Source organism: Streptomyces sp. NPDC002144, assembly GCF_053593695.1.
This window is the reverse complement of sequence record NZ_JBSFDB010000089.1, coordinates 1-21,778: the sequence shown is the minus strand read 5'-3', so window position 1 is coordinate 21,778 and position 21,778 is coordinate 1. Positions and strand designations below refer to the sequence as shown.

Genomic DNA, 21,778 nt, shown 5'->3' with positions numbered 1-21,778 from the left:
CCAAGCCCGCGCAGGTCCGGTGCGATGACTCGGTAACGGTCGGACAGGTCCGCCATGACGTCGGTCCACAGCTCCCAGGTGTGAGGGAAGCCGTGCAGCAGCAGGACGTTGGGCCCCGATCCGGCGATGGCCACGTTCAACTCGGTGCCGTTGACGGGGATGCGGCACAGCTCAGGCATGGAGCACTCCAGGGACAGCCGGTAACCACTAGTGACCAGCAAACGCTAGGGAACTAGCCTGGACGTTCCAAGACGGCACTTTCTCTTCAGGTGGTGAGCTACGGGTGACCACGTCGAAGCGCGGCGATCTGTTCAGCCCCCTGTGCCCGACCCGGCAGCTACTCGATCGGATCGGGACCAAATGGACCTCGCTGACGGTGAAGGTCCTGGCCGAGTCAACGCCGGGCGAGGTGCGCTTCGCGGAACTGCGGCGCCATATACCGGGCATTTCGCAGAAAATGCTCTCCGCGACCCTCCAGAGCCTGGTCCGCGACGGCCTGGTTGCCCGGCGAGTCGAACCAACAGTGCCACCCCGGGTGCACTACCAGCTCACCGCGCTGGGCCTCTCCCTCGACGGCCCGCTGGACGCCTTGCGTACGTGGGCGGAGGAGCACATGGCAGCAATCGAAAGCAACAACCGCCGCGCCGACCAGCTGCCCCAGGAGCCCGAACACCCCCGCCAGGAGCCGGAGTAGGAACGACGTGGCAGGCCGAGCCGTGGACGTCACCGGCTTGGAATTTCGAGCCAAAGGAGGTCTTCAGACGGCGCCAGCAGGTGATGGCGCCCGCGCAATGGTCGAGCAGGCCATCGCCACCCTCAAGTCCTGGCGCCTGCTCCGCAAACGTCGCTGCTCGACGACCCGGGTCACGAGCCCCGTCCAAGCCGTCCTGGTCCTCCAGCTCACTGCCACGGGCTGAGATCAACCCGCAGCATTCACCAAGTCCGTCAACTCGGCTTCCGTCGTCCCGGCCCGCAGACGAACGTCGAAGGTGTAACCCTCATCGCAGAACACCAGGTCAAGGTCCGTGGGTGCAAGCCTGCGGAAGACGATCGCCAGCCAGATCGCGTCTTCCTCCCGGACGTCCATGTACAGGCAGGTACCGTCCTCGTGCAGATAGGCCTCACCTGGGCCGCTCTCGGTCTCGAACTGCCATATGAGGCTGCGCACTTCGCTGCGTTGCGTCGAGTCGGCCTCGACCCCAGCCCACCGGGCACGGATGGCAGCTGTCAGACCATCCCGATCGATGCTCCCTCCGCCCACATCGCCCTCGACCACTGCCAAGAACGTCATAGTCAGGGTCTACCAGACCTCCGTGGCACCGCTCGATCGGCTGTCGCCTGAAGTTGGAATGGGCTCAGCTTGTAACTCGGCACCACCCGAATTTCGGGCCGAGATGTATTTGCGTTAGGGCGCACTCCAACTCCTAGGTTCTAAGGCATGCGATACGTCAAACTCGGAAAGACCGGACTGGAAGTCTCCGCCATCACCCTCGGCTGTATGAGCTTCGGCGAGCCGGACCGGGGCGGCGAGCCCTGGTCGCTGGGCGCGGACTCCAGCCGGGACATCATCAAGCAGGCCCTTGAGAGCGGCGTCAACTTCCTCGACACAGCCAATGGGTACAGCGCCGGAAGCAGCGAGGAAATCGTCGGCCAGGCGGTCAAGGACTTCACCCGGCGCGAGGAGGTCGTTCTCTCCACCAAGGTCTGGATGCGGATGCGCCCCGGCCCGAACGGCGCCGGGCTGTCCCGCAAGGCGATCTCCGCCGAGCTCGACGCCTCCCTGAAGCGACTGGGGACCGACTACATCGACCTGTACCAGATCCACCGCTGGGACTACGACACCCCGATCGAGGAAACCCTTGAGGCGCTGCACGACGCGGTCAGGTCCGGGAAGGTCCGCTACATCGGAGCCTCTTCCATGTACGCCTGGCAGTTCGCCAAGGCCCTGTACCTGGCTGACCTGAACGGCTGGACCCGGTTCGTGTCGATGCAGGACCACTACAACCTCATCCACCGCGAAGCAGAGCGGGAGATGCTCCCGCTCTGCGTCGACCAGGGCATCGGCGTGATCCCGTGGAGCCCGCTGGCGCGGGGCAGGCTGACGCGGGCCCGGGACACCTCCACGGCGCGTGCCGAGACCGACGCGGGCGGCAAGATCCTCTACCGCGACGAGGACCAGGTGGTGGCCGAGCGCGTCCACCAGATCGCGGGCAAGCGGGGTCTGTCCCCGGCCCAGGTCGCCCTGGCCTGGGTCATGCGCAACCCGGCGGTGACCTCGCCCATCGTCGGGGTCACCAAGCCGGCCCAGCTGGCCGACGCGGTTGCCGCGGTGGAGGTAGAACTCGACGAAGACGAGGCCGCCTACCTACAGGAGCCCTACCAGCCGCACGAGGCCGCCTACCTGGAGGAGTCCTTCTACAAGCGGTATCCGGTGGCGGGCTCCCGGTAGTCCGGGCTACCGCCGGGCCTTCGACGAGTCCCTGGCCCCGGCCTTCACAGCCCTGTGGTCGGCCCGGCGGTGCTTTCGGGCGGTCACGCGCAAGCGCACTCGATGGGGTCGCAGCGAGAGGCACGACGAGGGCCGCGGACACCGCCATTGTTGCTACCCCACGAAACCCCGTCAGTCGCGGGCGCCGCCGAACACACGCATCCGTACGCAATTCGGAACGCCTCTCGCATCAGCTTTAGGACTCCTAGTAAAAAGAGTCTTCAGGCGGCGCAGGAGACGATGCTGCGGCTGGGAGTGAGCAAGGCTTGGTGGAGGTCGTCGCGGATCTCCCAGCGGGTCCGTACGCGGCGGAACCAGTGCAGGAGCGCGAAGGCGGCTTCGACGACCCAGCGGTGGGCGCCCAGGCCCGAGCCGTGTTGTGTCCCGCGGCGGGCGATGGCTGGTAGGTGTCATAGTCGTAACCGCGGTCGGCGTACAGCACATCGGGGCGCCTGCGGGGACGTCCGCGCTTGCCCCTGACCGCCGGAACGGCATGGACCAGGGGCAAGGCTGGGCGACGTCGTGCCGGTCCCCGCCGCTCAGCGTGGCGGCGAGCGGGATACCGTGCGCTTCCCCGATCACGGGGTGCTTGCTGCCCGTCCTGCCCCGGTCCACCGGAGACGGCCCGGTCTTCGCACCGCCCTTCAACGCCCTCAGGTGCGAGCCGTCGACCGCGGCCCCGGAGGAGTCCAGCAGGCCGGCCGCCCGTAACTCGGCGAGCAGCAGCTAATGCAGGGCCTGCCACACCCCGGCCTGGTGCCACTCCCGCAGCCTGCGCCAGGGCAGGCGCCGCAACTGCTTGCGCAGCTTCCTCTGGTTTCCCTTCGGTGACGACGACGCCGCGCAGGTCGAGCCGGTCCAGCAGCGGGGCGAAGGCGGTGCGCCAAGGTTGACGCCGGCTACATCGGCCATCTGTCTTGCCCCTCCGAACATTGAGAAGCGCCTATGCCTCTCAGGCAGGGATTTGATATGCCAGCTATCCGACCGGTCGCAGCGCCCGCGCGAGCGCGTCGACGGTCACACCGACGATCGCCCGGAGTTGCTCCGGGCTCGACCCGGCCCTGCCCATCACCGCGAGAGACTGGTTGACGGCCGCTACGTGTACGGCGAAGTCCTCGGCGTCCTCGTCGGACATTCCGCCGGCCTTCAGCGCGGTGCGCAGACGCGGGCGCTGTTGGCCGAACAACTCTTTGACATGCTCTGCGACGCTCGGGCTCAGCGCCGGACTCGCCATGACCGACTGGGCCATCAGGCATCCGTCGGGCACAGCGGGGTCGGCGATGCGCCCCAGGGTGACATCGAAGAACGCACGGACGGCGGCGACGGGGTCCTCGGCCGCGCACGAGAGGGCGGCGTCGAACTTGTCGCCGTAGCGCTTGGCGTAGCGATCCACGCAGCGAAGGAAGAGCGCGTCCTTGTCGCCGAGCGAGGAGTAGATCGAGCTGCGGTTCAGGCCGGTCGCCCGGGACAGGTCGTCGAGCGAGGTGTCGGCGTAGCCGGAGCGCCAGAACTGGATCATCGCGGCGTCGAGCACCGTGTCCATGTCGAACTGTTTCTTTCCTGCCATGCGACCCATACTCCCATCTTGGACTGATCAGTTCAAGATGTGCTAGCGTCGCATCACGGTCCACCCGCCTCGATGGAGGATTCCCATGACCAACCCCGTCCCCGCCCTGCCCCTGCAGGACCTGGCCGGATTCACCCACCGCTGGGTCGACGCCGACGGCGTGCGCCTGCACGCGGTCGAAGGCGGTCGGCCGGACGGACCGGCCGTCGTCCTGCTCACCGGGTTCCCGCAGACATGGTGGGCCTGGCGAAAGGTCATGCCTGCTCTCGCCGATCGCTTCCGGGTCATAGCGATCGACCGGCCGGGCCAAGGCAATTCCGAGCATCCGGAACTCAGCTACGACACGCACACGGTCGCCGCGCACATCCAGGCCGCCGTGAACACTCTCGGCGTGCGGGACTACTGGCTCGCCGGGCACGACATCGGCGCCTGGGTCGCCTTCTCCCTCGCCCTGAACTACGAGAGCCGACTGCACGGGGTCGCGCTGCTCGACGCCGGAATTCCCGGTATCACCATGCCGGAAGCGATCCCTCTCGACCCGACTCTGACGTTCAAGACCTGGCACTTCGCGTTCCACGTGGTGCCCGCTCTTCCCGAGACGCTGATAGCCGGCCGCGAGCGGGAGTACATCAGCTGGTTCCTGAAGACCAAGTCCCTCGCGCCCGACGCGTTCGAGGAAGCAGAGCTCGACCACTACGGCGCGGCCCTCGCCGTCGACGGCGGCCTGCGCGCCGGCCTCGCCTACTACCGCGACGCCGCCGAGTCCGCACGCAAGAACCGCGCGGCACTCGAGCAACGGCGACTGACCGCGCCTGTGCTCGGAATCTCCAGCAGCCACGGCTCGATCCCGGATATGGCGGCCTCCATCAGCCCGTGGGCCGAGAACGTGACCGGCGTCATCGTGCCCGATGCCGGTCACTACATCCCCGAGGAGCAGCCCAAGGCCGTCGCCGCCGCCCTCACCGACTTTTTCAGCGGCCGTTAGTGATCTAACAGGAGGGGCCCATTGCCGTCGGGGGCCCGTCAGTTACGGGCCCGCCCCGCGCGCCTTCGGACGTGCCGTGAACCGCCCGTCGCCCCGCTTGTGCAGCCAGCCCCGGGCGGCGATGGCCGGTCAGCCCCTCTCCAGGATGAGGTCGGCCGCCCGCCAGGCCATGGCGATGATGGGCGCGTTGAGATTGCCCGACACCATCGTCGGCATGACCGAGCAGTCGACGACCCGCAGGCCCTCGACACCGCGCACACACAACCGGGCGTCGACGACGTCGTCCTCGGCGGGCCCCATGGCGCAGGTGCCGACGGCGTGGTAGCCGCAGCGCCCGTGTTCAAGGCCCGCGTCGATGATCTCCTGGTCCTCCCGCACCGCGCGGCCCGGCAGGGTCTCGGCCGTGATCCGCCCGGCGATCGGCTCGGTCTCGAAGAGCTCGCGCATCCTGCGGAACAGGGCGGTGCCGACCGTACGGTCGTGGTCGGAGCCGTAGTAGTTCGCCGTGATCGTCAGGGACGCTTCGGGGTCGGCCGAGGTGATGTGCAGGCTTCCCTCGGCGGTGGGGCGCAGGATGTAACCGAGGCCCATCACACCGGGCTCGCGCTCGACGCCGGTCTCCTTGCCGGGGACGTCCGGGGTCAGGGAGACCGGTGCCATCAGCAGCTGGGCGTCCGGGCGGTCGATTTCGGGACGGCTCTTGAAGAAGGCGATCACGTCGAAGGCGGGAGCGGCCAGCGGTCCACGGCGGGTCGTCATGTATTGCACCCCGGACAGGCCCTGCCGCAGCGGGGTGCTCAGCGCCTTGTTGTAGCCGAGGTTGTCCTTCAGCCGGTACTGGACGACGAAGCAGCGGTGCTCGCGCATCCTGCCGCCGACGTGTGGGCTGTCGACCAGCACGTCGATGCCCGCCGACTTGAGCGTCTCGGCCGGCCCGATGCCCGAGAGTTGCAGGATCTTCGGCGTGGCGATGCTGCCGGCGGAGAGGATCACCTCACGTCGGACGCGGAAGTCGGCTTCCTGTCCCTTGCCGCGGGTCCGTACGCCGACGGCCCTGCCGTTCTCGGTGAGGACCCCGGTAACGAGGGTGTCCACGGACACCGTCAGGTTCGGCCGGTGCTCGATGGGGTGCAGGAAGGCGCGGGCGGCGCTGAAGCGCTGCCCGTTCTTGATGGTGGCCATGGCATAGCCGATGCGTTCTTCGTCGCTTGTGTTGAGGTCGTCGGTGCGGCTCCAGCCGAGTCCGGTCCCGGCGGCGATCAGCTCCTCGCAGATCCGTTCCGGCTTCGGCGCGGTCGAGATGTGCAACGGCCCGCCCGCGCCCCGGACTGCGGAGGCACCGAGTGCGTTGTCCTCGATCTGTTTGAAGACCGGGAGCATCGTGTCCCAGCCCCAGCCTCGGTTGCCGAGCCGCTCCAGTGCGTCGTAGTCGGCGCGGTCGCCGCGGTTGTAGACCATGCCGTTGACCGAGCTCGATCCCCCGAGGGTCCTGCCCCGGACCCAGCGTTCGACCTTCCGTGTCGGGCCCACCGGCTCGACCGGGTAGTGCCAGGCGTACCTGGGGTCGCCCAGGAGCTTGCCGAACCCCTTGGGCATTTTGATCAGCGGAGTGGCGTCCCTGCCCCCCGCCTCGATCAGCAGCACGGTTGTCCTGGGATCTTCGGAGAGCCGGTTGGCGAGCACACACCCCGCCGAGCCGGCCCCCACGATGATGTAGTCGAACGCGTTCATCCGATCTCCCTGCTCCACATCGAGTGCCGGTCGAGGACTGGAGGATCCGGCACGGAGCCTGTACAGCTAACAGCGCATTGAGTTAAATCTATGGGTTATATCCATGGCTGGGCAACAAGCGCGTCACCACGGAGGTAATCCGATGGCCGAGGCCCTCAGCGGCCCAAACGGTCGAGCGGGACGAGTCCGAGATCGCCCGATGGGTCAGGAATGGTCACGCATCAAAAGGGGTCAGTGAACAAACGTGCCTGGATCGTGTTCTTCGCCGAATCAGGCACATCGCTGCTACCTCAAGTGCGCCGCACATGCGCGCTCCGCGCCGACTGCGAGCACGGCCCACGGCTGTGCTTCCACGTCAAGCCGGGCACCTACGACACCACCTCCCTGATCGACGTGCTGGAACGCCTCAAGGCCTTCTACGCCGGGGAGTCGGTGGTGTTGGTATGGGACGGACACTCCGCCCACTGGAGTCGCGGCATGCGGGCCTTGGCGGCCCAGCAGGACTGGCTGACGATCGAGCGGCTGCTGGCCTACGCGCCTGAACTCAACCCCGTCGAAATGCTGTGGTCGGTCATCAAAACCTGCGAGCTGGCCAACCTCGGCCGCGACCACCTCGCCGATGTCGCTGACCCAGCCGAACGCGGCAGCCAACGGAAACACCACTGAGCCCTTTTCGCAGGCGCTGCGTTCAGCTCATCGCCGTGCCAGCCGAGACCACCCCATGAAGCAGGTGCCCCTCGATCAGCCTTCTTTGTGGTCGTCCTCGAAGGTGAAGTACAGGCTCAACACGTATAACTCCTCATCGGCGGGGGCGATTTCCCAGGACGTGTCGCTCAATCGGACATCGTTCTCCGCGATCCACTGAGCGGCCTTCTCGAACGGTTCCGCCATGACCGAACCGAAGAACATCTTCCTGGCCATGGCGTGCACTTGTGAATCCGCGTGGGAATCATCGAAGTCGTCGGGAACCATCAGGTACATGTCGGGTTCACTTCTCATGCGGACGCCTTTCAACCTCGGGCCGTCTGTTCACGGCTCTTGCAGTGGAAGACCGCCCTAGCGTGCGCCAAGGTTGCCTCACCTGCCTCACGGCGATCGGACGAGCTCATCAGCTGCATGCCGGTGGTCCGTGGCCGCCTCCTCGCCATCATGTTCTTCGCGCGGGATCGTGGTTCGCAACGGCTACCACCAGCCCCGGAAGGTCACCACCGCGGCCGGGGTGGTCTGGGCGAAGCCTCCGCGGTTGAAGGTCAAGCACGTTGACGACGCCGCGGGCGAGCGCAAGCGGTTCCCCTTGGCGATCCTGCCGCCGTGGTGCCGTAAGTCCCCCGAAGATCAGCGAGGTGCTGTGTGCGGTGGGGCGGCCAAGCAGTCATCCCATCGTGCGTTGCTCGTTTGTTGTCCGTGTGTTGTTCGCGGCAGCACCGGGTTGCGATGTCTCATTCGCTGCCGCCCAGCGCGGTGATCGGTGCGATGCGTGTGGCGCGGCGAGCGGGCAGCAGGCCGGCCAGCGCCGTAAGGGCGGCCAACCCGCTGAAGACCAGCAGGAGTTGGGCCACGGGCAGGCGCAAGGGCGCGTCGGTGACGACGATGCGGACGAGGAGCCAGGCGTAGGGGATGCCGAGGGCCAGGCCGAAGGCGCCGCCGAGGACTCCGTACAGGCCGGCTTCGACGGTGATGGTCCGGCGCAGTGCGCCTGCGCCCAGGCCCAGGGCCCGCAACAACCCGAACTCACGGGTGCGTTCGATCGCGGTCAGGCTGGTGGTGGCGGCCACGCCGACGACGGCGATGAGCACGGTCAGGGCCACGAGCCCGAGTGCGGTGGTGCCGGCCGTGCGGATCGCGTCCCGATCGCTGTCCCGGCCTTCCGCCAGGACGCTGATGCTCACGCCGTCGGGGTCGGCGACGTGTTCCCGGACTACGCTCTCCAGCGCCCGCTGCGCCTTGCCACGGGCGGCGAGGCCCTCAGCAGACGCGTCGGCGAAGACGCCGCTCGCGTTGGTGGAGGCGCCCATCCGGTCGAGATCGGCGGGTACGACGAGCACGTTCGCCTGGCCTGGTCCCTCACCGGGCAACGTGGCGGCGACGGTCAACCGGAGGTCGCCGCGGCGATGGGGCTCCCCCCGCTCTCGGGAAGCCGGGAGCGGAAGGGTGAGAGTGATGGGGTCGCCCGCCCGCACGCCGAGGAGTTCGGCCACGTCGGATGCGATGACAGCCCTGCCCGGGCCCAGGTCGTTGAGGGAGCCGGTGGCGGTGTCGATGTATTTGCCGGTGGGCAGGGCGTCCAGATCCAGGTCCGACACCTCGAACCGGGTGCGGGACCCCCTGGGGCCAGCGGTGACCTCCAGGGTCCGGTAGGCGGTGACATGGGTGAGCTGCGGTGCGGCGGCGAACTGCCCCACGGCTGAGGCGTCCAGGCCCTTGCCGTTGGCCGCGACTTGGAAGTCTGCGGGGACTCGGACGGCATCGGTCCGTTCCAGGTAGCCGCTCAGACAGGCGAGGCAGACAAGCGCCCCGGAGACCAGGGCGACGCCGAGGGCGACGACCGCGGAGACGGCCGCGGCACGCCGCGGTGTGTCCCCGACGCCGCTCACGGCCAGCCTGCCGATGGTGCCCAGTCGGCGCAGTGGCCATCCGGCCACCGCCAGGACGGGGCGGACCAGGAGCGGGCCCAGGGTGATCAGCGCCAGGAAGGCGAAGCCCGCTGAGGCGATGGTGACCAGCAGGGCGAAGTTGCGGTCGTAGTCCTCCTGGCCCGTCTGGGGCAGCTGACGCAGGAGCTGGGCGGCGAGCCCCGTGGCCGCGGTGGTGAGGAGAATTCCGGCGGTGAGGCGGGCGGCGCCGATACGGCGTTCGCCGGTGAGGGTGCCCGCGGTACGCAGGGCCTGCAGCGGCGACACGCGGGCTGCCGACAGGGCGGGGGCGAGGACCGCTCCGACGGTGACCAGCACGGTGCCTGCGACCACCAGGACGGCCTGCGGCAAGGGGAAGCCCGGTGCGGACAGTTTCTCTCCCGCCAGCAGACGGGCGGCCTGGGGGGCGAGGTGTCCGGCGCCCAGCGCCATCAGCACGCCGATCGAGCCGGCGACCACACCCACCAGGGCGCCCTCGACGGCGAGTGCGGACACCAGCCGGCGCTGCGGGGCGCCGATGGCGCGCAGGAGCGCCAACTGCCGCAGCCGCTGCGCGAAGACGATACGGAAGGTCGAGGTGGCGACCAGGGCCGCGGCCCCCACCGCCACGGCCAGGAACACCGAGACGAGCCGGAAGACCTCACGCAGGTCCCCTCCCACGGCCTCGTGCGCCTCCTCGGCCCGTACGGCGCCGCCGGACCTGAGCGACGCGTCGGAGTGCTCCGCGCCGAGTACGCCGCACACCTGCTGGGCCAATGCGGTGTTCGGGACACCGTCCTTGGCGCGGATGTCCACGCGCGCATAGCCGGGCAGCTGCGCCAAGGGCCCGATGTGGGCGTCCGTGGTATACCCGCCGGGCTGCTGCTCGGCGGTTGCGTCGCTCTCCACCACGCCGGTGACAACGACGGCGGCCTTGACGGTTTTTTCCGCGTTCTCACCATTGGGGACGATCAGGGTCGTACGGGTGCCGGGGGCGAGCGCGAGTTCTTCGGCGGCCCGGCGGTTGACCGCGATCTGGCCGGTGCGGTCGGGGTAGGTCCCCTCGACGAGCCGGACCTGGGACAGCGGCCCGGTGCCCGGGTCGGAGTGGAGCTTCAGCCAATGTTCGGACGGCCCGGCGATCGGCGCGCCGGAGTCCACGCGGCCGACGGCCTCCGCGACACCGGACAACGCGCGGATGCGCCGCAGAGCGGCACCGCTGATGTCGGGCGACGTGCCGTCGGCGGTGGCGACCAGGCTCACGGCTTCGGGCGTGCCGCGGAAGTGGTCGAGGGTGGTGTTCGTGGTGATCTGCTGTGCCATGACGGTGGCGAAGACCACGAAGGCGGCCACCAGGACCGACATCCCGGTCGTCACCAGTCGACCGGGCCGCTGGAGGAGTTCGGCAAGCTGCGATCCGAGGGCGCTCGCGCGCCAAGGGGTGTCCGCACGGTATGGGGCGTTCATCGGGCGGCCCTCCCCGCGGTCTGCAGAGCCCGCGTGAGATCGGCGCCGGCCGCCGCGTCGACGTCGTCGACGATGCGTCCGTCGGCCAGGACGAGCACGCGGTCGGCGTAGGCGGCGGCTCCCGGGTCATGAGTCACCATGACCACGCTCTGGCCGAGATCGCGCACGGAGCGGCGCAGGAAGTCCAATACCTCGCCGCCCGACCGCGAGTCCAGGTTGCCCGTGGGCTCGTCGGCGAAGACCACGGCGGGCCGGGGCAGCAGGGCCCGGGCCAGGGCCACGCGCTGCTGCTGGCCGCCGGAGAGTTCGGCGGGCCGGTGGGACATCCGGTCGCCGATGCCGAGCACACCGACCAGATGGTCGAGCAGGTCGCGGTCCAGGTGCCGGCGGGACAGGGTGACCGGCAGCACGATGTTCTCCAGAGCCGTCAGCTGGGGCAGCAGGTTGAACGACTGGAAGACGAAGCCGACCTTGTCCCGTCGTACGCGGGTCAGGTCCCGGTCGGACAGACCGGTCAACTCCGTCTCGTCCAGCATCACTTGACCCGAGGTGGCGGAGTCCAGCCCCGCCAGGCAGTGCATCAGCGTGGACTTGCCCGAGCCGGACGGTCCCGCGATGGCCGTGAACCGCGCGCGGGCGAAACCGACCGTCACTCCGTCCAGGGCCCTGATCCGTGCCTCACCCTGGCGGTAGGTCTTGACCAGTTCCACGGCGGCGGCGATGCATTCGGTTGTATCCATGCGGTGAATTCCCCTTGCCGTGGCGCGTCAGGACGCGAGCGGCGGGAATGTGAGCGTGACCCGGGCGTCCGAGCAGTGGGCGTTGGCCTTGTCCGACAGTCGCAGCACTTCCTCGCCGGTCGGGACAGTTCCCTCGCCCTTCGCACGCAGGGCCGCCCACCCGTCGTAGACCGAGATGTTGGCGCCGAGGTATCCGTCATCGATCTGCGCCCTGCGCTGCCGCTCGTCCTTCTCCCACTTCGCGATGGCTGCCCTGTCGCCGGCGATCTTCTGCGCCGAGTCGACGAGTTGCTGCGCCAGCACGCAGTCGGTCTTCGATGCCTGGCTGGGCCGGTTGTGCTCGTCCCACCAGACCTTGCCCGCTATCCCTGTACCTGTGAAAAGCAGCACCACCATCACGGACAACAGAATTGCCTTGCTGTTTCGCATGGACGTGGAAGGACTCACGACGACCTCCGAGAATTTATTCCGAAGCTGTTTGCAGGCGTTTGCCGATCAGCTGTTGGTAATTCTCGGAGAACGGTCGTCGAGGCACATCGGTTCAGAACCTGATCTCCGCGCCAGTGAACTGCGACCGCAGGCAGAGGGCCAGACTGCGACCGCAGTCGTAGTTCCGCCTCCTGCCTGCGGGCGGTCAGCTCGCGGGCGCGACGAGGCCCGAGTCGTAGGCGAAGATGACGGCCTGCACACGGTCTCGCAGGTCCAGCTTGGTCAGGATCTTCCCGAAGTGGGTCTTCACGGTCGCCTCCGCGATGAACAGGCGAGCGGCGATTTCACTGTTGGACAGGCCCTCGGCGATCAGACCGAGCACCTCACGCTCGCGCAGGGTCAGCAGATCCAGCCGCTCGTCGTGGCGGGCCGAGGGCGCCAGTTTTCCCGCGAACCGGTCCAGGAGCCGGCGGGTGACACGCGGGGCGACGACGGACTCACCGGCCGACACGACACGGATCGCCGTCACGACCTCCTCGGGCGGGGTGTTCTTCAGCAGGAAGCCGCTCGCCCCGGCCTGCAGCGCGGCGAAGGCGTCCTCGTCGGTGTCGAAGGTGGTGAGCACCAACACCCTTGGGGCGTCGGGGAGTCGACTCAGCCGCTGGGTCGCCTCGACGCCGTCCATGACGGGCATACGGATGTCCATGATGACGACGTCCGCCTGGGTACGGTCCAGCAACGCCAGGGCGTCCGCGCCGTTCTCCGCCTCGCCCACGACCTCGATGTCGCTCTGCGCGGCCAGCACCATCGCGAACCCGGCCCGGATCAGCGGCTGGTCGTCCACGACGACCACCCGTATCGGCCCGCCCATCTGACTCATCCCTTCGTCCTCACCGGAGGTTCCTGCATGGGGATTTCCGCGTCGACCTGCCATCCCGCGCCGAGGCGCGGCCCGGCGGTGAAGCTGCCGCCGGACACCTCCACACGCTCGCGCATGCCCACGAGCCCGTTCCCTCCGCTGGTGTCGGCCGCCGCTCCCGCAGAGCCGGCCAGCTTGCCGGCCCCGTCGTCGACCACCCTGATCAGTATCACGTCCTTGCAAAACCGCACAGTGATGTCCACGCGTGCGCCGGGACCGGCATGCCGCAGCACGTTGGTCAGACTCTCCTGGACGACCCGCAGCACGGTGAGTTGGTCCGCCGTCGACAGCCCGCCCCGTACACCCTCGACGACCAGGTCCACCTTGAGTCCCGCGGCACGGGCCCGCTCAGCCACCGTCTCCAAGTCGTCCAGCGAGACCCGCAGGCGACCGGTCTCCGTGTCCGCGTCCTCGAGCACGCCGGAGACCTTTCGGCCGCTGCGGAGGACCCGCACGATCCGGTGCATGTCCGCCAGCGCGTCCCGCCCGGTGTCGCCGATCGCCTTCAGGGCGGAACCCGCCTTTCCCGGATCGGACTTGAGGACGTACCCGGCCCCGTCGGCCTGCAGGATCATCACGGCGAGACTGTGCGCCACCACATCGTGCAGCTCCCGGGCGATCTCCGCACGCTCCTCGGCCGCGGCGATCCGCACGAGGTGCTCCCGTTCCCGTTCGGCCGTGGCGGCCCGTGCCTCCAGGCTCGCCACGTACAGCCGACGTGTCCGCAGCACCATCGCGGTCAGCCACAGGGCCGTGCAGACACCGCCGAAGGCGACCAGGCTGAAAAGGTCCCCTTCTGCGTCCCGCGCGCCGGGAAGGCCGAACCCTGCCTCCACCGCCACGCCCAGCATGACGACCGCACCCGCCGTCCAGGTGTGCCACATCGCCCGGGCGTGGGTGACCACCGAGACCATGGCGACGAGCAGCGCCGCGTCGTACGCGGCCGGGGCGGAGGCCAGCATCGGATCCGGGTACTCCGCCAACACGTACTGAACCAGGGCGAGCCCGGCGACCAGCCCCATCACCGTCAGCGGCCGCCGCCGGCGGAAGACCAGCGCCAAGGCCATCGCCCAGCCGATGAGCTGGTCGTACTCCTCGCCGTAACGCGAGGTCGCGAAGCCCACCAGCACCGCGATCGCCATGTCATACGCCGTGTGTACCCACGGCAGTACCTGTATGCGGCGCAACATGGCCCACAGGCTATGACACCGCTCGCCTCAAAAGGAGCAACCCAAGGCCGGAGGTACCTGGGGCCGGTGGGGCCGAAGCCCCAGGAAGATCACCGATGCCCAGGTGGAAGAAGTGGATCGGCCGCAGCCGGCACCGCGGATGGGCGTCCGCCCTGGTGGAAGGATCACGTCGTCCCCTCCTCGACCAAGTCTGTCTCGCTCACCTCGGACGAGGCTTTCGTGGAGACGAAGCGGAGGCGCGTCGTGCACAGGGAGACGACGACGGCCGAGGCTGCCACTACGGCCATGCCCCAGGCCAGGTCGCTCACTTCGGTGACGAATCCGATCAGCGCGGGTCCGACGAGCAGACCGGTGGTGCCCGTGGCGGCGACGACAGAGAGGGCTTGCGGCCCTTCGGCCGCGGCGGCGACGTAGAGGCATGGTGCCACGGCGGCCACACCCAGCCCCACGCACGCGAAACCGATGAGCGCGGGAACCACACCTCCGATCAGCAGAGCGAGGCCCAGCCCGGCGCCGGCCGCCGTGCTGCCGACGCGGACGACCCTGGCGTCACCCCAGCGGCTGCGCCAGCCGTCACCGAAGAGGCGTGCGACGACCATCACGCTCGAGATGACGGCGATACCCAACGGCGCGACCTGGGGTGACGCATGGGCGATGTCCTTCAGATAAAGCGCGGACCAGTCGTTCATGGACCCTTCGACCACCTCGGCGAACACCATGGCGCAGCCGAGCCAGAGCACTGCCAGTGTCAGCCGGGTGAACCTGCGACGGCGCTTGCCCTCCTCCTGCTCGGCTACCGGCTCGCCCGAGGAGGCCGCGGAAACCTCTTCCGCGAGCAGACGCGGACGTGCATACGCGAGGAGCACGAGGAGGATCATCGCGGCGACGGCGAAATGGGGGGCGATGTCCGGAGTCAGTGCCGTCACCCCTGACGACAACAGAGCGGCAAGGAACGAACCCGCACTGAAGGTGGCGTGCAGCTGTGTCATCGCCGTACGTCCGTGCACCTTCTCCAAAGCGGCGCCCTGCGCGTTCATCGCCACATTCAGACAGCCCACGGCCACGCCGTCCGCACAGACAATCACCAGCGCCGTCGGGTAGTTCGGGGCCACGGCCAGCACAAGGAGGATCGCCACCAGGCTGAGCCCGGACAGCAGGGCGACGCTGCGCGCCCCGAGGCGCTGCATCAGGAACGTGATGAGCGGAAAGGAAGCCACCGCGCCCGCCCCGGTGACCACGAGCAGCAGGCCCACCTCCCCGGCACTCAGATCGAGGCGTTCCTTAAGGGCGGGGATGCGGGAGGCCCAGGTGGCGTACTGGAACCCCAGGAAACAGAACAGCGCCGCGATGGCCAACTGCGTACGCCTGAAATCGTCTAGGACACGGGGCATGGAAATCGGGCCGCCTCCTCCGAAGGGCTGGTATCTCTGCCGGATACCGCGATGGACATGTACACGGCGTTTTCGCCGTAGCTCTCCGGGAGCCGGACCCATGGGTGGGCCCGGTAACCGTGGGCGGCCCAGAAGGGGGCCATGCCGTCGACGGCGACGAGCGAGATGTGCTCGAACCTCGGTCGCGCGGCGGCCGCCAACCGGGTCAGCAGGCCCTGCCCCCACCCGTTGCCCCGCTGCTCGTGGGCGACGACCATGTCGTGAAGATGGAGGTTGCGTGAATCGTGTGCCGGCTCGTCGACCCGGGCCAGCGGTGGGTACTGGAACCTCGGGTAGGGCAGCGCGAGCAGGTAGCCTTCTATTTCTCCGTCGAGGTCCAGCACGAAGCAGGTGTCCGGTGAGGCGCGCCCCTTCGATTCCAGCGCTGCCAGCCCCTCGGTGAGTGAAGTTCCCGCATAGGCCGCTGCCTCCACCGCGGCTATGCCCGGCCAGTCATGGTCCCGCACCGGACGGATGCGCTCGTCGTGGCCGACCCGCTCCTCGCTCACGCCGCCTCCGCGTGGCGGAGTTCGGCAGGGGTCACCATGTGCGGCAGCGGTCCAAAGCCGTTGAAGGCTTGCGTCATGTAACTGGTGGCGTAGGCGCCGGCGGACAGGATCCACACCGGGTCACCGGACGTCAGCGCCTTGGGCACGCGCATGTGTGCGCTCCTGTAGGCGTCGTCGCTGTCGCATGTGGGGCCGGCCACAACGGCCGCGACGTACTCGCCATCGGCGTGTCCCGGAAAGACGAGCCTGTGGCAGAGTTCGTCCATCTCGTAGAGGCCGTTGAATTTTCCGCAGCTCAGGTAGAGCCAGTGCACCAGTTCTCCGTCGGCCTGCCGCCGCTCGGTGAGCCGGTAGACGTGTGCGCGGATCGCGCCGTGATCGGCGACCAGGTGACGGCCGGGCTCCATGACGATGTCGAGAGGCGCTGCGTTCAGGCGCCGCAATTCCTCGATGCCGTCGCGCAGAACAGCGAACATCTTGTCCAGCGGCGGCTCCAGCGGGCGGCCGTGCCGGTCCAGGTATCCGAGGGCGGGCAGGCCGCCGCCGAGGTTGACGTGGTCCAGCACGATGGCCCGGTGACGCAACGCCACCAGGACGTCCGCCAGCTGGTCGACGGCCTGACGCCACGCGTCGTACGTCATCTGCTGTGATCCCACGTGTACTGACAGCCCGGCCGGAGTCAGGCCGGCGGCACGGGCCACGGTCAGCACGCGGACGGCGTCGTCCCGGGAGCAGCCGAACTTGCGGCTGAGTCCCCACAGGGCGCCTTCGCCGCTGGTGGTGAGGCGGCAGTACACACGGGCGCCGGGGGCGTTGGCGGCGATGGCCGCCACGTCCTGAACGCTGTCCGTGGCGAACGTCCGCACGCCGAGCCGGTGGGCCTCGGCAATGCTCGCGTCGGACTTCACGGTGTTGCCGTAGTGGATGCGGTCCGCGGGCACGCCCAGCCGTAGCGCCTGCTCGATCTCGCCGGGGCTCGCCGCGTCGAATCCGGCGCCTCGGTCAGCGAGGCAGGTCAGCACCTCGTCGACCGGACATGCCTTCATCGCGAACCGTACGGTGACCGGCAGTTCGCGCACCAGGCGGTCGTACTGGCTCTCGATCCCGGTGAGATCGAAAACGACCCGATCCGTTGAAGCGGCGGCCAGGGCCGAAGACAGCCGCGTGTCCAGGTCCCAGCTCACGCGCCCGCACTCCCGAGGCCGGTGTCCCGGGCGACGCGCACGAGCACGGGCCAGGCGTCGATCAGGTACGCGAAGTCCTCCGTGTCCTGTTGCGCCTCGTCCAGCAGCTGCTTCCGGCGCGCGTCCATCAGGTCGGCGAACTCGGCGTAGCGGCCGCCCAGTTTCCGGTACGCCGTACTGACCCGGTCCAGTCGCCAGACGTTCTCCGTCCGGTCCCGACCGGCGCTGTGGCGCAGGAAGCCGGAGATGACGTCTGCGCGGACCCGCTCCTGCTCGTCCAGCAGTGCGGTGTCGGGGGCCGCGCTCATCCGGTCGTAGACGTCGTTGAGGTAGAGCATCGACAGCAGGAACTTCACAAACCTCAGTTGGTAGGCGCGGAAGCCGGCGTCGGTGCGTCGGAAGGGTGTGTAGAAGTTCTGGATATGGCGGTTGTGCAGTACGCCGGGCAGTGCGGCGTCGTGGACGAGGTGGATGAGGAAGTAGTCACTGCCTATGGTGTCGGTCGCCGGGGGCAGCGGCACCCGCTCGTATACCTCGTGGTGGAAGGCGATGTTGCACATGTCGACCCTCATGGGGTCGACGAGGGTCAGGGTGGAGTGATCCACGGTGAAGGGGATGGTTCCGGCGCCCTTGAAGGACTCCTCGACGAGTTGTCCCTTCTGCTCGTCCGACCAGTGGGCGGGGGCCCACAGGCTGACGACGTCGTGGTAGACGCCCGCGTCGAGCTGCTCGATCTCCGCGATGTCCACGGACGGTTCACCGACGAAGGAGGCTCCGACCATCGACACCCGGCGCTGGGCGTGGTGCGGGGCGAGGACGGTCTCCGTCACGGCCGCCGACGCCTTGGATGCGGTCTTCCCGAGTGAGGCCAGCTCATGATGGATGGGAAAGACCTTTTCGCCATCCAGCACCTGGTAGCTGGAGTCCGAGTCCCTGCGGTGCACCGACCGGCAGCCGAGTGCGCCGGCGATGAGGAAGGCACGGTTGGTACAAGCACCGTAGGAGAGGTCGGCAGGCAGCATCAGGGTGAGCAGCCGGTCGGGTGCGGCGAGGTCGGAGCGCTGGATCGTGCGCCGCAGGAACTCCCGCTGGCGTGCTTCGTCGAGGTGGTGGACGATCACGCCGGGGGTGGCCGGCAGGTCGGCCACCACGCGGGTGTGTTCCGTCCAAGTGGCCTGGTCGCAGGAGTCGAGGATGAGCACGTGCACCTCGATGCCAAAGGTGCGGGCTGCATATGCGGCCTCCTCGGCGATGCCGACGATGGCCTCCTCGCACGCCCTGTTGGTCGGCAGAGCCAGGCAGATCCCGTCGGTGCTGGTGGTGTGCTTCACTTGGCGCTCTCTCGTTCGCTCCAGGAGTCGAGCCCCAGGAGTTTCCTGCCGAGGTCGTTGAGCGTCGCGGCACCGTAGCGAAGCGATTCGTGCCGATCGGCGTCTCCGAGCAGCGTCGCGTTCCAGTCGGGTGTGCTGAGGGTCCGCCAGGAACGGACACGGGAGCGGCGCAGCTCTTCGTGTTCCTCCAGGGCCGGCATCATCGACAAGTACTGCACGGCCCGCACGCCGTTGTCGGAGACGTTGGGCGCGACGCCGTGCGCCAGCAGTCCGTTGAAGATCAGCAGATCGCCGGCCTGCAGATCGGGACGTACCACGGAGAACTCGGCGCGGTCGATCGCGGGCCTGATCGGGTCCCGATCGGCCGGCTGCGCGATCCGCCACTCATCGAACTGGCGGAACAGCTCTGGTGCGCATTGGAATCCGCCGAGTTCGGGCTGAGTGTCGTTGAGGGCCAGGATGCCCTGCACCCGCTGTGGCAGCACGCCGAGGGTGGTGTCCACGTCCCAGTGCAGCTCGATATCGAATCCCTCGTCGGTCGGCGCGATGAGGGAGCGTGCACGGCTGCCCCGGTTGGGCGGGTTGAGGTTCAGCCGATCGAGGGTGACCCACAGCTCCTCGCAGTCCCACACATCGGCGAAGGCGTCGTAGACCCGTTGGGTCTGCCGGTTGTCCCACATCAGCTGATGGTGGTACGCCTCTACGAAGCCGTAGACGTGCAGGTCACGGTCGAGGTCCGAGCGGAACTCACGTTCTTGGTACCAGGTTTCGGGCCGGTCGGGGTCAAGCCCCGCGAACTCCCAGGCGAACTCGTACAGGCTCTTCGCCGCGCCTGGAGAGACGGCGTTGCGCACGACCACATAGCCGTACGTCTGCCAGAAGGCGAAATCCTGTTCCGACAGCACGCGCAGCGACTGTGACTCCTCGCGCTTTATGTCTCTCAATTGCGTCTGCGCGAGGTAGGTCTCACCGTCAGCGCTGAAATAGGGGCGCCGTGTCGGGGCGCGGTACAGATACGGGTCGGGCGTCGGCATGCGATCACTCCAAGGCGCGATTCCTCAGGGGCCGAGAGGAACTCATGGCCGTTACTGATCGAACTGAGGTTGCAGCCAAAGTGGACTGGACCAATTGGTGATGTCAATCGTCACCGGGGGAAGTTGCCGCCATTTGCCTGTCAGCTGCCGGTTACCGGCCGAACCCGCTCCTGTGCGCGGTGCGGCCCGATGAACGGGGACTCCAGGTGCCGACTGGGGTGCGGGCTGCTCGACTTGCGGGTAGGAGCAGCATGACTGTGGGCGGCCGGCGGCCAGGGGCCGCCGTTGATGACGAGGGTGCCGGCCTGCGGTGCATGACCTGGACCATTCTCGTGTTCAGGTCCGCCCGACGTTCACCGCGATGTACCCGGCCGGCCGCGGGCCTCCCGTCCGTGCTACCACGCACTTCCTGGTTGGACTAGACCAACGACGAGTGGGCGGGCTATAACGAATTACCTGCATCGCGCCCGGAAGGCGGATCATGACCACCAGAGTGAGCGTCGTCCAAGACGGCACCGGAATGCCTGGTGCCGTTACACGGGTGCCGAAGTACTACCGAGTCAAGCAGCACATCCTCGAGATGGCGGAGTCCCTGGGACCGGGAGAGCGCGTGCCCGCCGAGCGATTACTCGCCGTCAGCCTCGACACCTCGCGCACCACGGTCCGGCGGGCCCTGCAAGAGCTCGTCAGTGAAGGCAAGTTGGACCGGATCCACGGGAAGGGCACGTTCATTGCACGGCCGAAGCTCTACCGCGCCCTTCAGCTCACCTCCTACACCGAGGACATGCTGGCCCAGGGACTCAAACCTGCCTCACGGATCCTCGGTATGCGTCACATCAAGGCTGACGAGGAACTGGCGCGCCTGCTCGCCATCGACATCGGCGAGGAGGTAGTGCTCCTCGAACGACTTCGGCTGGCCGACGGCGAGCCCATGGCCATCGAGTCGACCCACCTGCCCGCATGGCGCTTCCCCGGCCTGCGCGAAACGCTGACCAGGTACAGCTCTTTGTACGCGGCACTCGCCGAGGTGTATGGAGTTCACCTCCTAAAAGCCGAGGAGGGCATCGAGACCACGCTCGCGAACCCGTACGAGGCCGGGCTGCTCTCGACCATCGTGGGCCTACCCATGATGCTGCTGTCCCGACACTCCCACGACACGGAAGGCAGACCGGTGGAGTGGGTCCGTTCGGTGTACCGCGGCTCCCGCTACAAGTTCGTGGTGACCTTGCTGCCCACCGCGGACCGGGCCTTGGATTGATTCGCCCTCCCACCATGGCCGTTCGTCCATCTTCTCGGGCACTCCGTGCTCATGGCCAGCCCTGCGACCGCGCTGCAGCCAACTGATCGCGCCGCCGGCGCTCGGAGGCGGCCTTCACCTCACTGTGAGCGCCCCGATCGCACGTAAAGAACTGGTCCCTCGAGGCCGGCCGCACGGCCGAACCCATTGAGGATCACTCCCGCCCCGCCAATCCTGGGAAATCCGTGACACGACAGGGTGTTCTCACCAACCGCACCGAAGCCGTCCCGACGCCGCCCGGAGCCGGCCGACCAACGACCGCCGAGACCGGTGAAGGCGCAGACCGCCTTCGGGTGTCGGGCCGCTCGCCGTCCCCTGCCCCGGAGACTTCCGTTCCCACATCCCGGACATCGTTGTCACCAACCATCGCGGAAACGCTGATCACCGCACGCGAGGCAGCCTGTCTGACCCAGCAAGACCTCGCGGAGCGATCCGGGGTGAGCGTGCGGGCCATCCGCAACCTCGAGACCGGACACACCTCCCGTCCCCGCAAGCAGTCGCTCCTTCTGATCGCCAAGGCCCTCGGACTGCCCTCGGAGGACATCGGCCGACTGATGCGCCGACCGAGCGCCGCAGAACACCTGTCAGCGCCTGGTCCCGTACCCTTCGAACTCCCCCCAGTTCCTCGCCACAGCCTCGTCGGTCGCGCGACGCACCTTTCCTCCCTGCGCGCTCACCTCACGGCCGCAAAAGACGGCCACACAGGCCGACCCGTGGTCGTCGTCGGGCCGCCCGGTGCAGGGAAGACTGCACTGGTCATCAAAGCGGCACGATGGCGTCCCGCGTGATGGTGTAGCCGATCGGCGTTGAGTAGTGCGCCGGTGTGCTCCGGCTGGTGGCGCCCGCTCCCTGCGCACGGGGTGGG

At 68.3% G+C, this 21,778-nt stretch carries 21 protein-coding genes and 3 pseudogenes; 8 read left to right on the top strand and 16 right to left on the bottom strand.

The genetic code is table 11. The annotated features are described in order from the left end of the window. Nucleotides 1-179 (bottom strand): alpha/beta fold hydrolase (locus tag ACWCQ1_RS49155; protein ID WP_451029573.1); only part of this gene is annotated, 179 nt, incomplete at its 3' end. Nucleotides 180-283: 104 nt separating this feature from the next. Here ACWCQ1_RS49155 and ACWCQ1_RS49150 point away from each other — a divergent pair. After that, complete coding sequence (locus ACWCQ1_RS49150; RefSeq protein WP_451029736.1) at nt 284-694, top strand: winged helix-turn-helix transcriptional regulator; 411 nt, start codon at nt 284-286, stop codon at nt 692-694. 91 nt (nt 695-785) lie between these two features. After that, nucleotides 786-917, top strand: a pseudogene (locus ACWCQ1_RS49145) (IS5/IS1182 family transposase); the annotation flags it as partial. Nucleotides 918-919: 2 nt separating this feature from the next. On the opposite strand, the gene ACWCQ1_RS49140 reads toward ACWCQ1_RS49145, so the two are convergent. Beyond that, the gene (locus tag ACWCQ1_RS49140) at nt 920-1,291 is read right to left on the bottom strand and encodes a hypothetical protein (protein ID WP_451029735.1); all 372 of its coding nucleotides are present in this window, start codon (nt 1,289-1,291) and stop codon (nt 920-922) included. Between the two features lie 147 nt (nt 1,292-1,438). Here ACWCQ1_RS49140 and ACWCQ1_RS49135 point away from each other — a divergent pair, with 147 nt between their 5' ends. Then, nucleotides 1,439-2,449, top strand: coding sequence for an aldo/keto reductase (locus tag ACWCQ1_RS49135; protein WP_451029734.1), 1,011 nt, complete (start codon nt 1,439-1,441; stop codon nt 2,447-2,449). 260 nt (nt 2,450-2,709) lie between these two features. Here ACWCQ1_RS49135 and ACWCQ1_RS49130 read toward each other — a convergent pair. After that, nucleotides 2,710-3,268: pseudogene (locus tag ACWCQ1_RS49130) on the bottom strand (transposase); the annotation flags it as partial. A gap of 196 nt (nt 3,269-3,464) precedes the next feature. Further along, nucleotides 3,465-4,055: a TetR/AcrR family transcriptional regulator gene (locus ACWCQ1_RS49125; protein ID WP_451029733.1), complete on the bottom strand. Its 591-nt coding sequence runs from the start codon at nt 4,053-4,055 to the stop codon at nt 3,465-3,467. An 85-nt stretch (nt 4,056-4,140) separates the two neighbouring features. Between ACWCQ1_RS49125 and ACWCQ1_RS49120 the strand changes: the two genes are divergently transcribed. Next, nucleotides 4,141-5,040 carry an alpha/beta fold hydrolase gene (locus tag ACWCQ1_RS49120; RefSeq protein WP_451029732.1) on the top strand — a complete coding sequence of 300 codons (900 nt, stop codon included), beginning with the start codon at nt 4,141-4,143 and terminating at the stop codon, nt 5,038-5,040. Between the two features lie 129 nt (nt 5,041-5,169). On the opposite strand, the gene ACWCQ1_RS49115 is transcribed toward ACWCQ1_RS49120, so the two are convergent. Further along, on the bottom strand, nt 5,170-6,771 hold the full coding sequence (locus ACWCQ1_RS49115; RefSeq protein WP_451029731.1) for a GMC family oxidoreductase: 1,602 nt from the start codon (nt 6,769-6,771) through the stop codon (nt 5,170-5,172). Between the two features lie 210 nt (nt 6,772-6,981). Here ACWCQ1_RS49115 and ACWCQ1_RS49110 point away from each other — a divergent pair, with 210 nt between their 5' ends. Further along, the gene (locus ACWCQ1_RS49110; RefSeq protein ID WP_451029730.1) at nt 6,982-7,437 is read left to right on the top strand and encodes a transposase; all 456 of its coding nucleotides are present in this window, start codon (nt 6,982-6,984) and stop codon (nt 7,435-7,437) included. 75 nt (nt 7,438-7,512) lie between these two features. On the opposite strand, the gene ACWCQ1_RS49105 is transcribed toward ACWCQ1_RS49110, so the two are convergent. Continuing rightward, nucleotides 7,513-7,770 carry a hypothetical protein gene (locus tag ACWCQ1_RS49105; protein WP_451029729.1) on the bottom strand — a complete coding sequence of 86 codons (258 nt, stop codon included), beginning with the start codon at nt 7,768-7,770 and terminating at the stop codon, nt 7,513-7,515. 160 nt (nt 7,771-7,930) lie between these two features. Here ACWCQ1_RS49105 and ACWCQ1_RS49100 point away from each other — a divergent pair. After that, nucleotides 7,931-8,120, top strand: a pseudogene (locus ACWCQ1_RS49100) (IS256 family transposase); the annotation flags it as partial. Nucleotides 8,121-8,210: 90 nt separating this feature from the next. Here ACWCQ1_RS49100 and ACWCQ1_RS49095 read toward each other — a convergent pair. From ACWCQ1_RS49095 to ACWCQ1_RS49050, 10 genes are all read right to left on the bottom strand, one after another. Beyond that, nucleotides 8,211-10,850 carry an FtsX-like permease family protein gene (locus tag ACWCQ1_RS49095; protein ID WP_451029728.1) on the bottom strand — a complete coding sequence of 880 codons (2,640 nt, stop codon included), beginning with the start codon at nt 10,848-10,850 and terminating at the stop codon, nt 8,211-8,213. Then, entirely contained in the window at nt 10,847-11,590 is a 744-nt protein-coding gene (locus ACWCQ1_RS49090) for an ABC transporter ATP-binding protein (RefSeq protein WP_358609790.1), read from the bottom strand. The genes ACWCQ1_RS49095 and ACWCQ1_RS49090 overlap by 4 nt, the downstream gene beginning before the upstream one ends. Nucleotides 11,591-11,617: 27 nt before the next feature. Then, entirely contained in the window at nt 11,618-11,986 is a 369-nt protein-coding gene (locus ACWCQ1_RS49085) for a hypothetical protein (protein ID WP_358609793.1), read from the bottom strand. A gap of 238 nt (nt 11,987-12,224) precedes the next feature. Then, the gene (locus ACWCQ1_RS49080; RefSeq protein WP_358609796.1) at nt 12,225-12,899 is read right to left on the bottom strand and encodes a response regulator transcription factor; all 675 of its coding nucleotides are present in this window, start codon (nt 12,897-12,899) and stop codon (nt 12,225-12,227) included. Beyond that, a complete protein-coding gene (locus ACWCQ1_RS49075) occupies nt 12,896-14,128 on the bottom strand; it encodes a sensor histidine kinase (protein WP_451029727.1) in 1,233 nt (410 codons plus the stop codon). The genes ACWCQ1_RS49080 and ACWCQ1_RS49075 overlap by 4 nt, the downstream gene beginning before the upstream one ends. A 164-nt stretch (nt 14,129-14,292) precedes the next feature. Then, complete coding sequence (locus ACWCQ1_RS49070; RefSeq protein ID WP_451029726.1) at nt 14,293-15,519, bottom strand: MFS transporter; 1,227 nt, start codon at nt 15,517-15,519, stop codon at nt 14,293-14,295. Next, nucleotides 15,504-16,067: a GNAT family N-acetyltransferase gene (locus tag ACWCQ1_RS49065; protein WP_451029725.1), complete on the bottom strand. Its 564-nt coding sequence runs from the start codon at nt 16,065-16,067 to the stop codon at nt 15,504-15,506. Before ACWCQ1_RS49065 ends, ACWCQ1_RS49070 begins: the two co-directional genes overlap by 16 nt. Beyond that, the gene (locus ACWCQ1_RS49060; protein WP_451029724.1) at nt 16,064-17,251 is read right to left on the bottom strand and encodes a type III PLP-dependent enzyme; all 1,188 of its coding nucleotides are present in this window, start codon (nt 17,249-17,251) and stop codon (nt 16,064-16,066) included. Before ACWCQ1_RS49060 ends, ACWCQ1_RS49065 begins: the two co-directional genes overlap by 4 nt. After that, nucleotides 17,248-18,582, bottom strand: coding sequence for a DUF6271 family protein (locus ACWCQ1_RS49055; protein ID WP_451029723.1), 1,335 nt, complete (start codon nt 18,580-18,582; stop codon nt 17,248-17,250). Before ACWCQ1_RS49055 ends, ACWCQ1_RS49060 begins: the two co-directional genes overlap by 4 nt. Beyond that, the gene (locus ACWCQ1_RS49050) at nt 18,579-19,616 is read right to left on the bottom strand and encodes a phytanoyl-CoA dioxygenase family protein (protein ID WP_451029722.1); all 1,038 of its coding nucleotides are present in this window, start codon (nt 19,614-19,616) and stop codon (nt 18,579-18,581) included. Before ACWCQ1_RS49050 ends, ACWCQ1_RS49055 begins: the two co-directional genes overlap by 4 nt. Nucleotides 19,617-20,097: 481 nt before the next feature. Here ACWCQ1_RS49050 and ACWCQ1_RS49045 point away from each other — a divergent pair, with 481 nt between their 5' ends. Beyond that, nucleotides 20,098-20,874, top strand: a complete 777-nt coding sequence (locus tag ACWCQ1_RS49045) for a GntR family transcriptional regulator (protein WP_358609817.1) — start codon at nt 20,098-20,100, stop codon at nt 20,872-20,874. Nucleotides 20,875-21,098: 224 nt separating this feature from the next. Beyond that, nucleotides 21,099-21,701, top strand: coding sequence for a helix-turn-helix domain-containing protein (locus ACWCQ1_RS49040; protein ID WP_451029721.1), 603 nt, complete (start codon nt 21,099-21,101; stop codon nt 21,699-21,701). Nucleotides 21,702-21,778 lie beyond the last annotated feature (77 nt).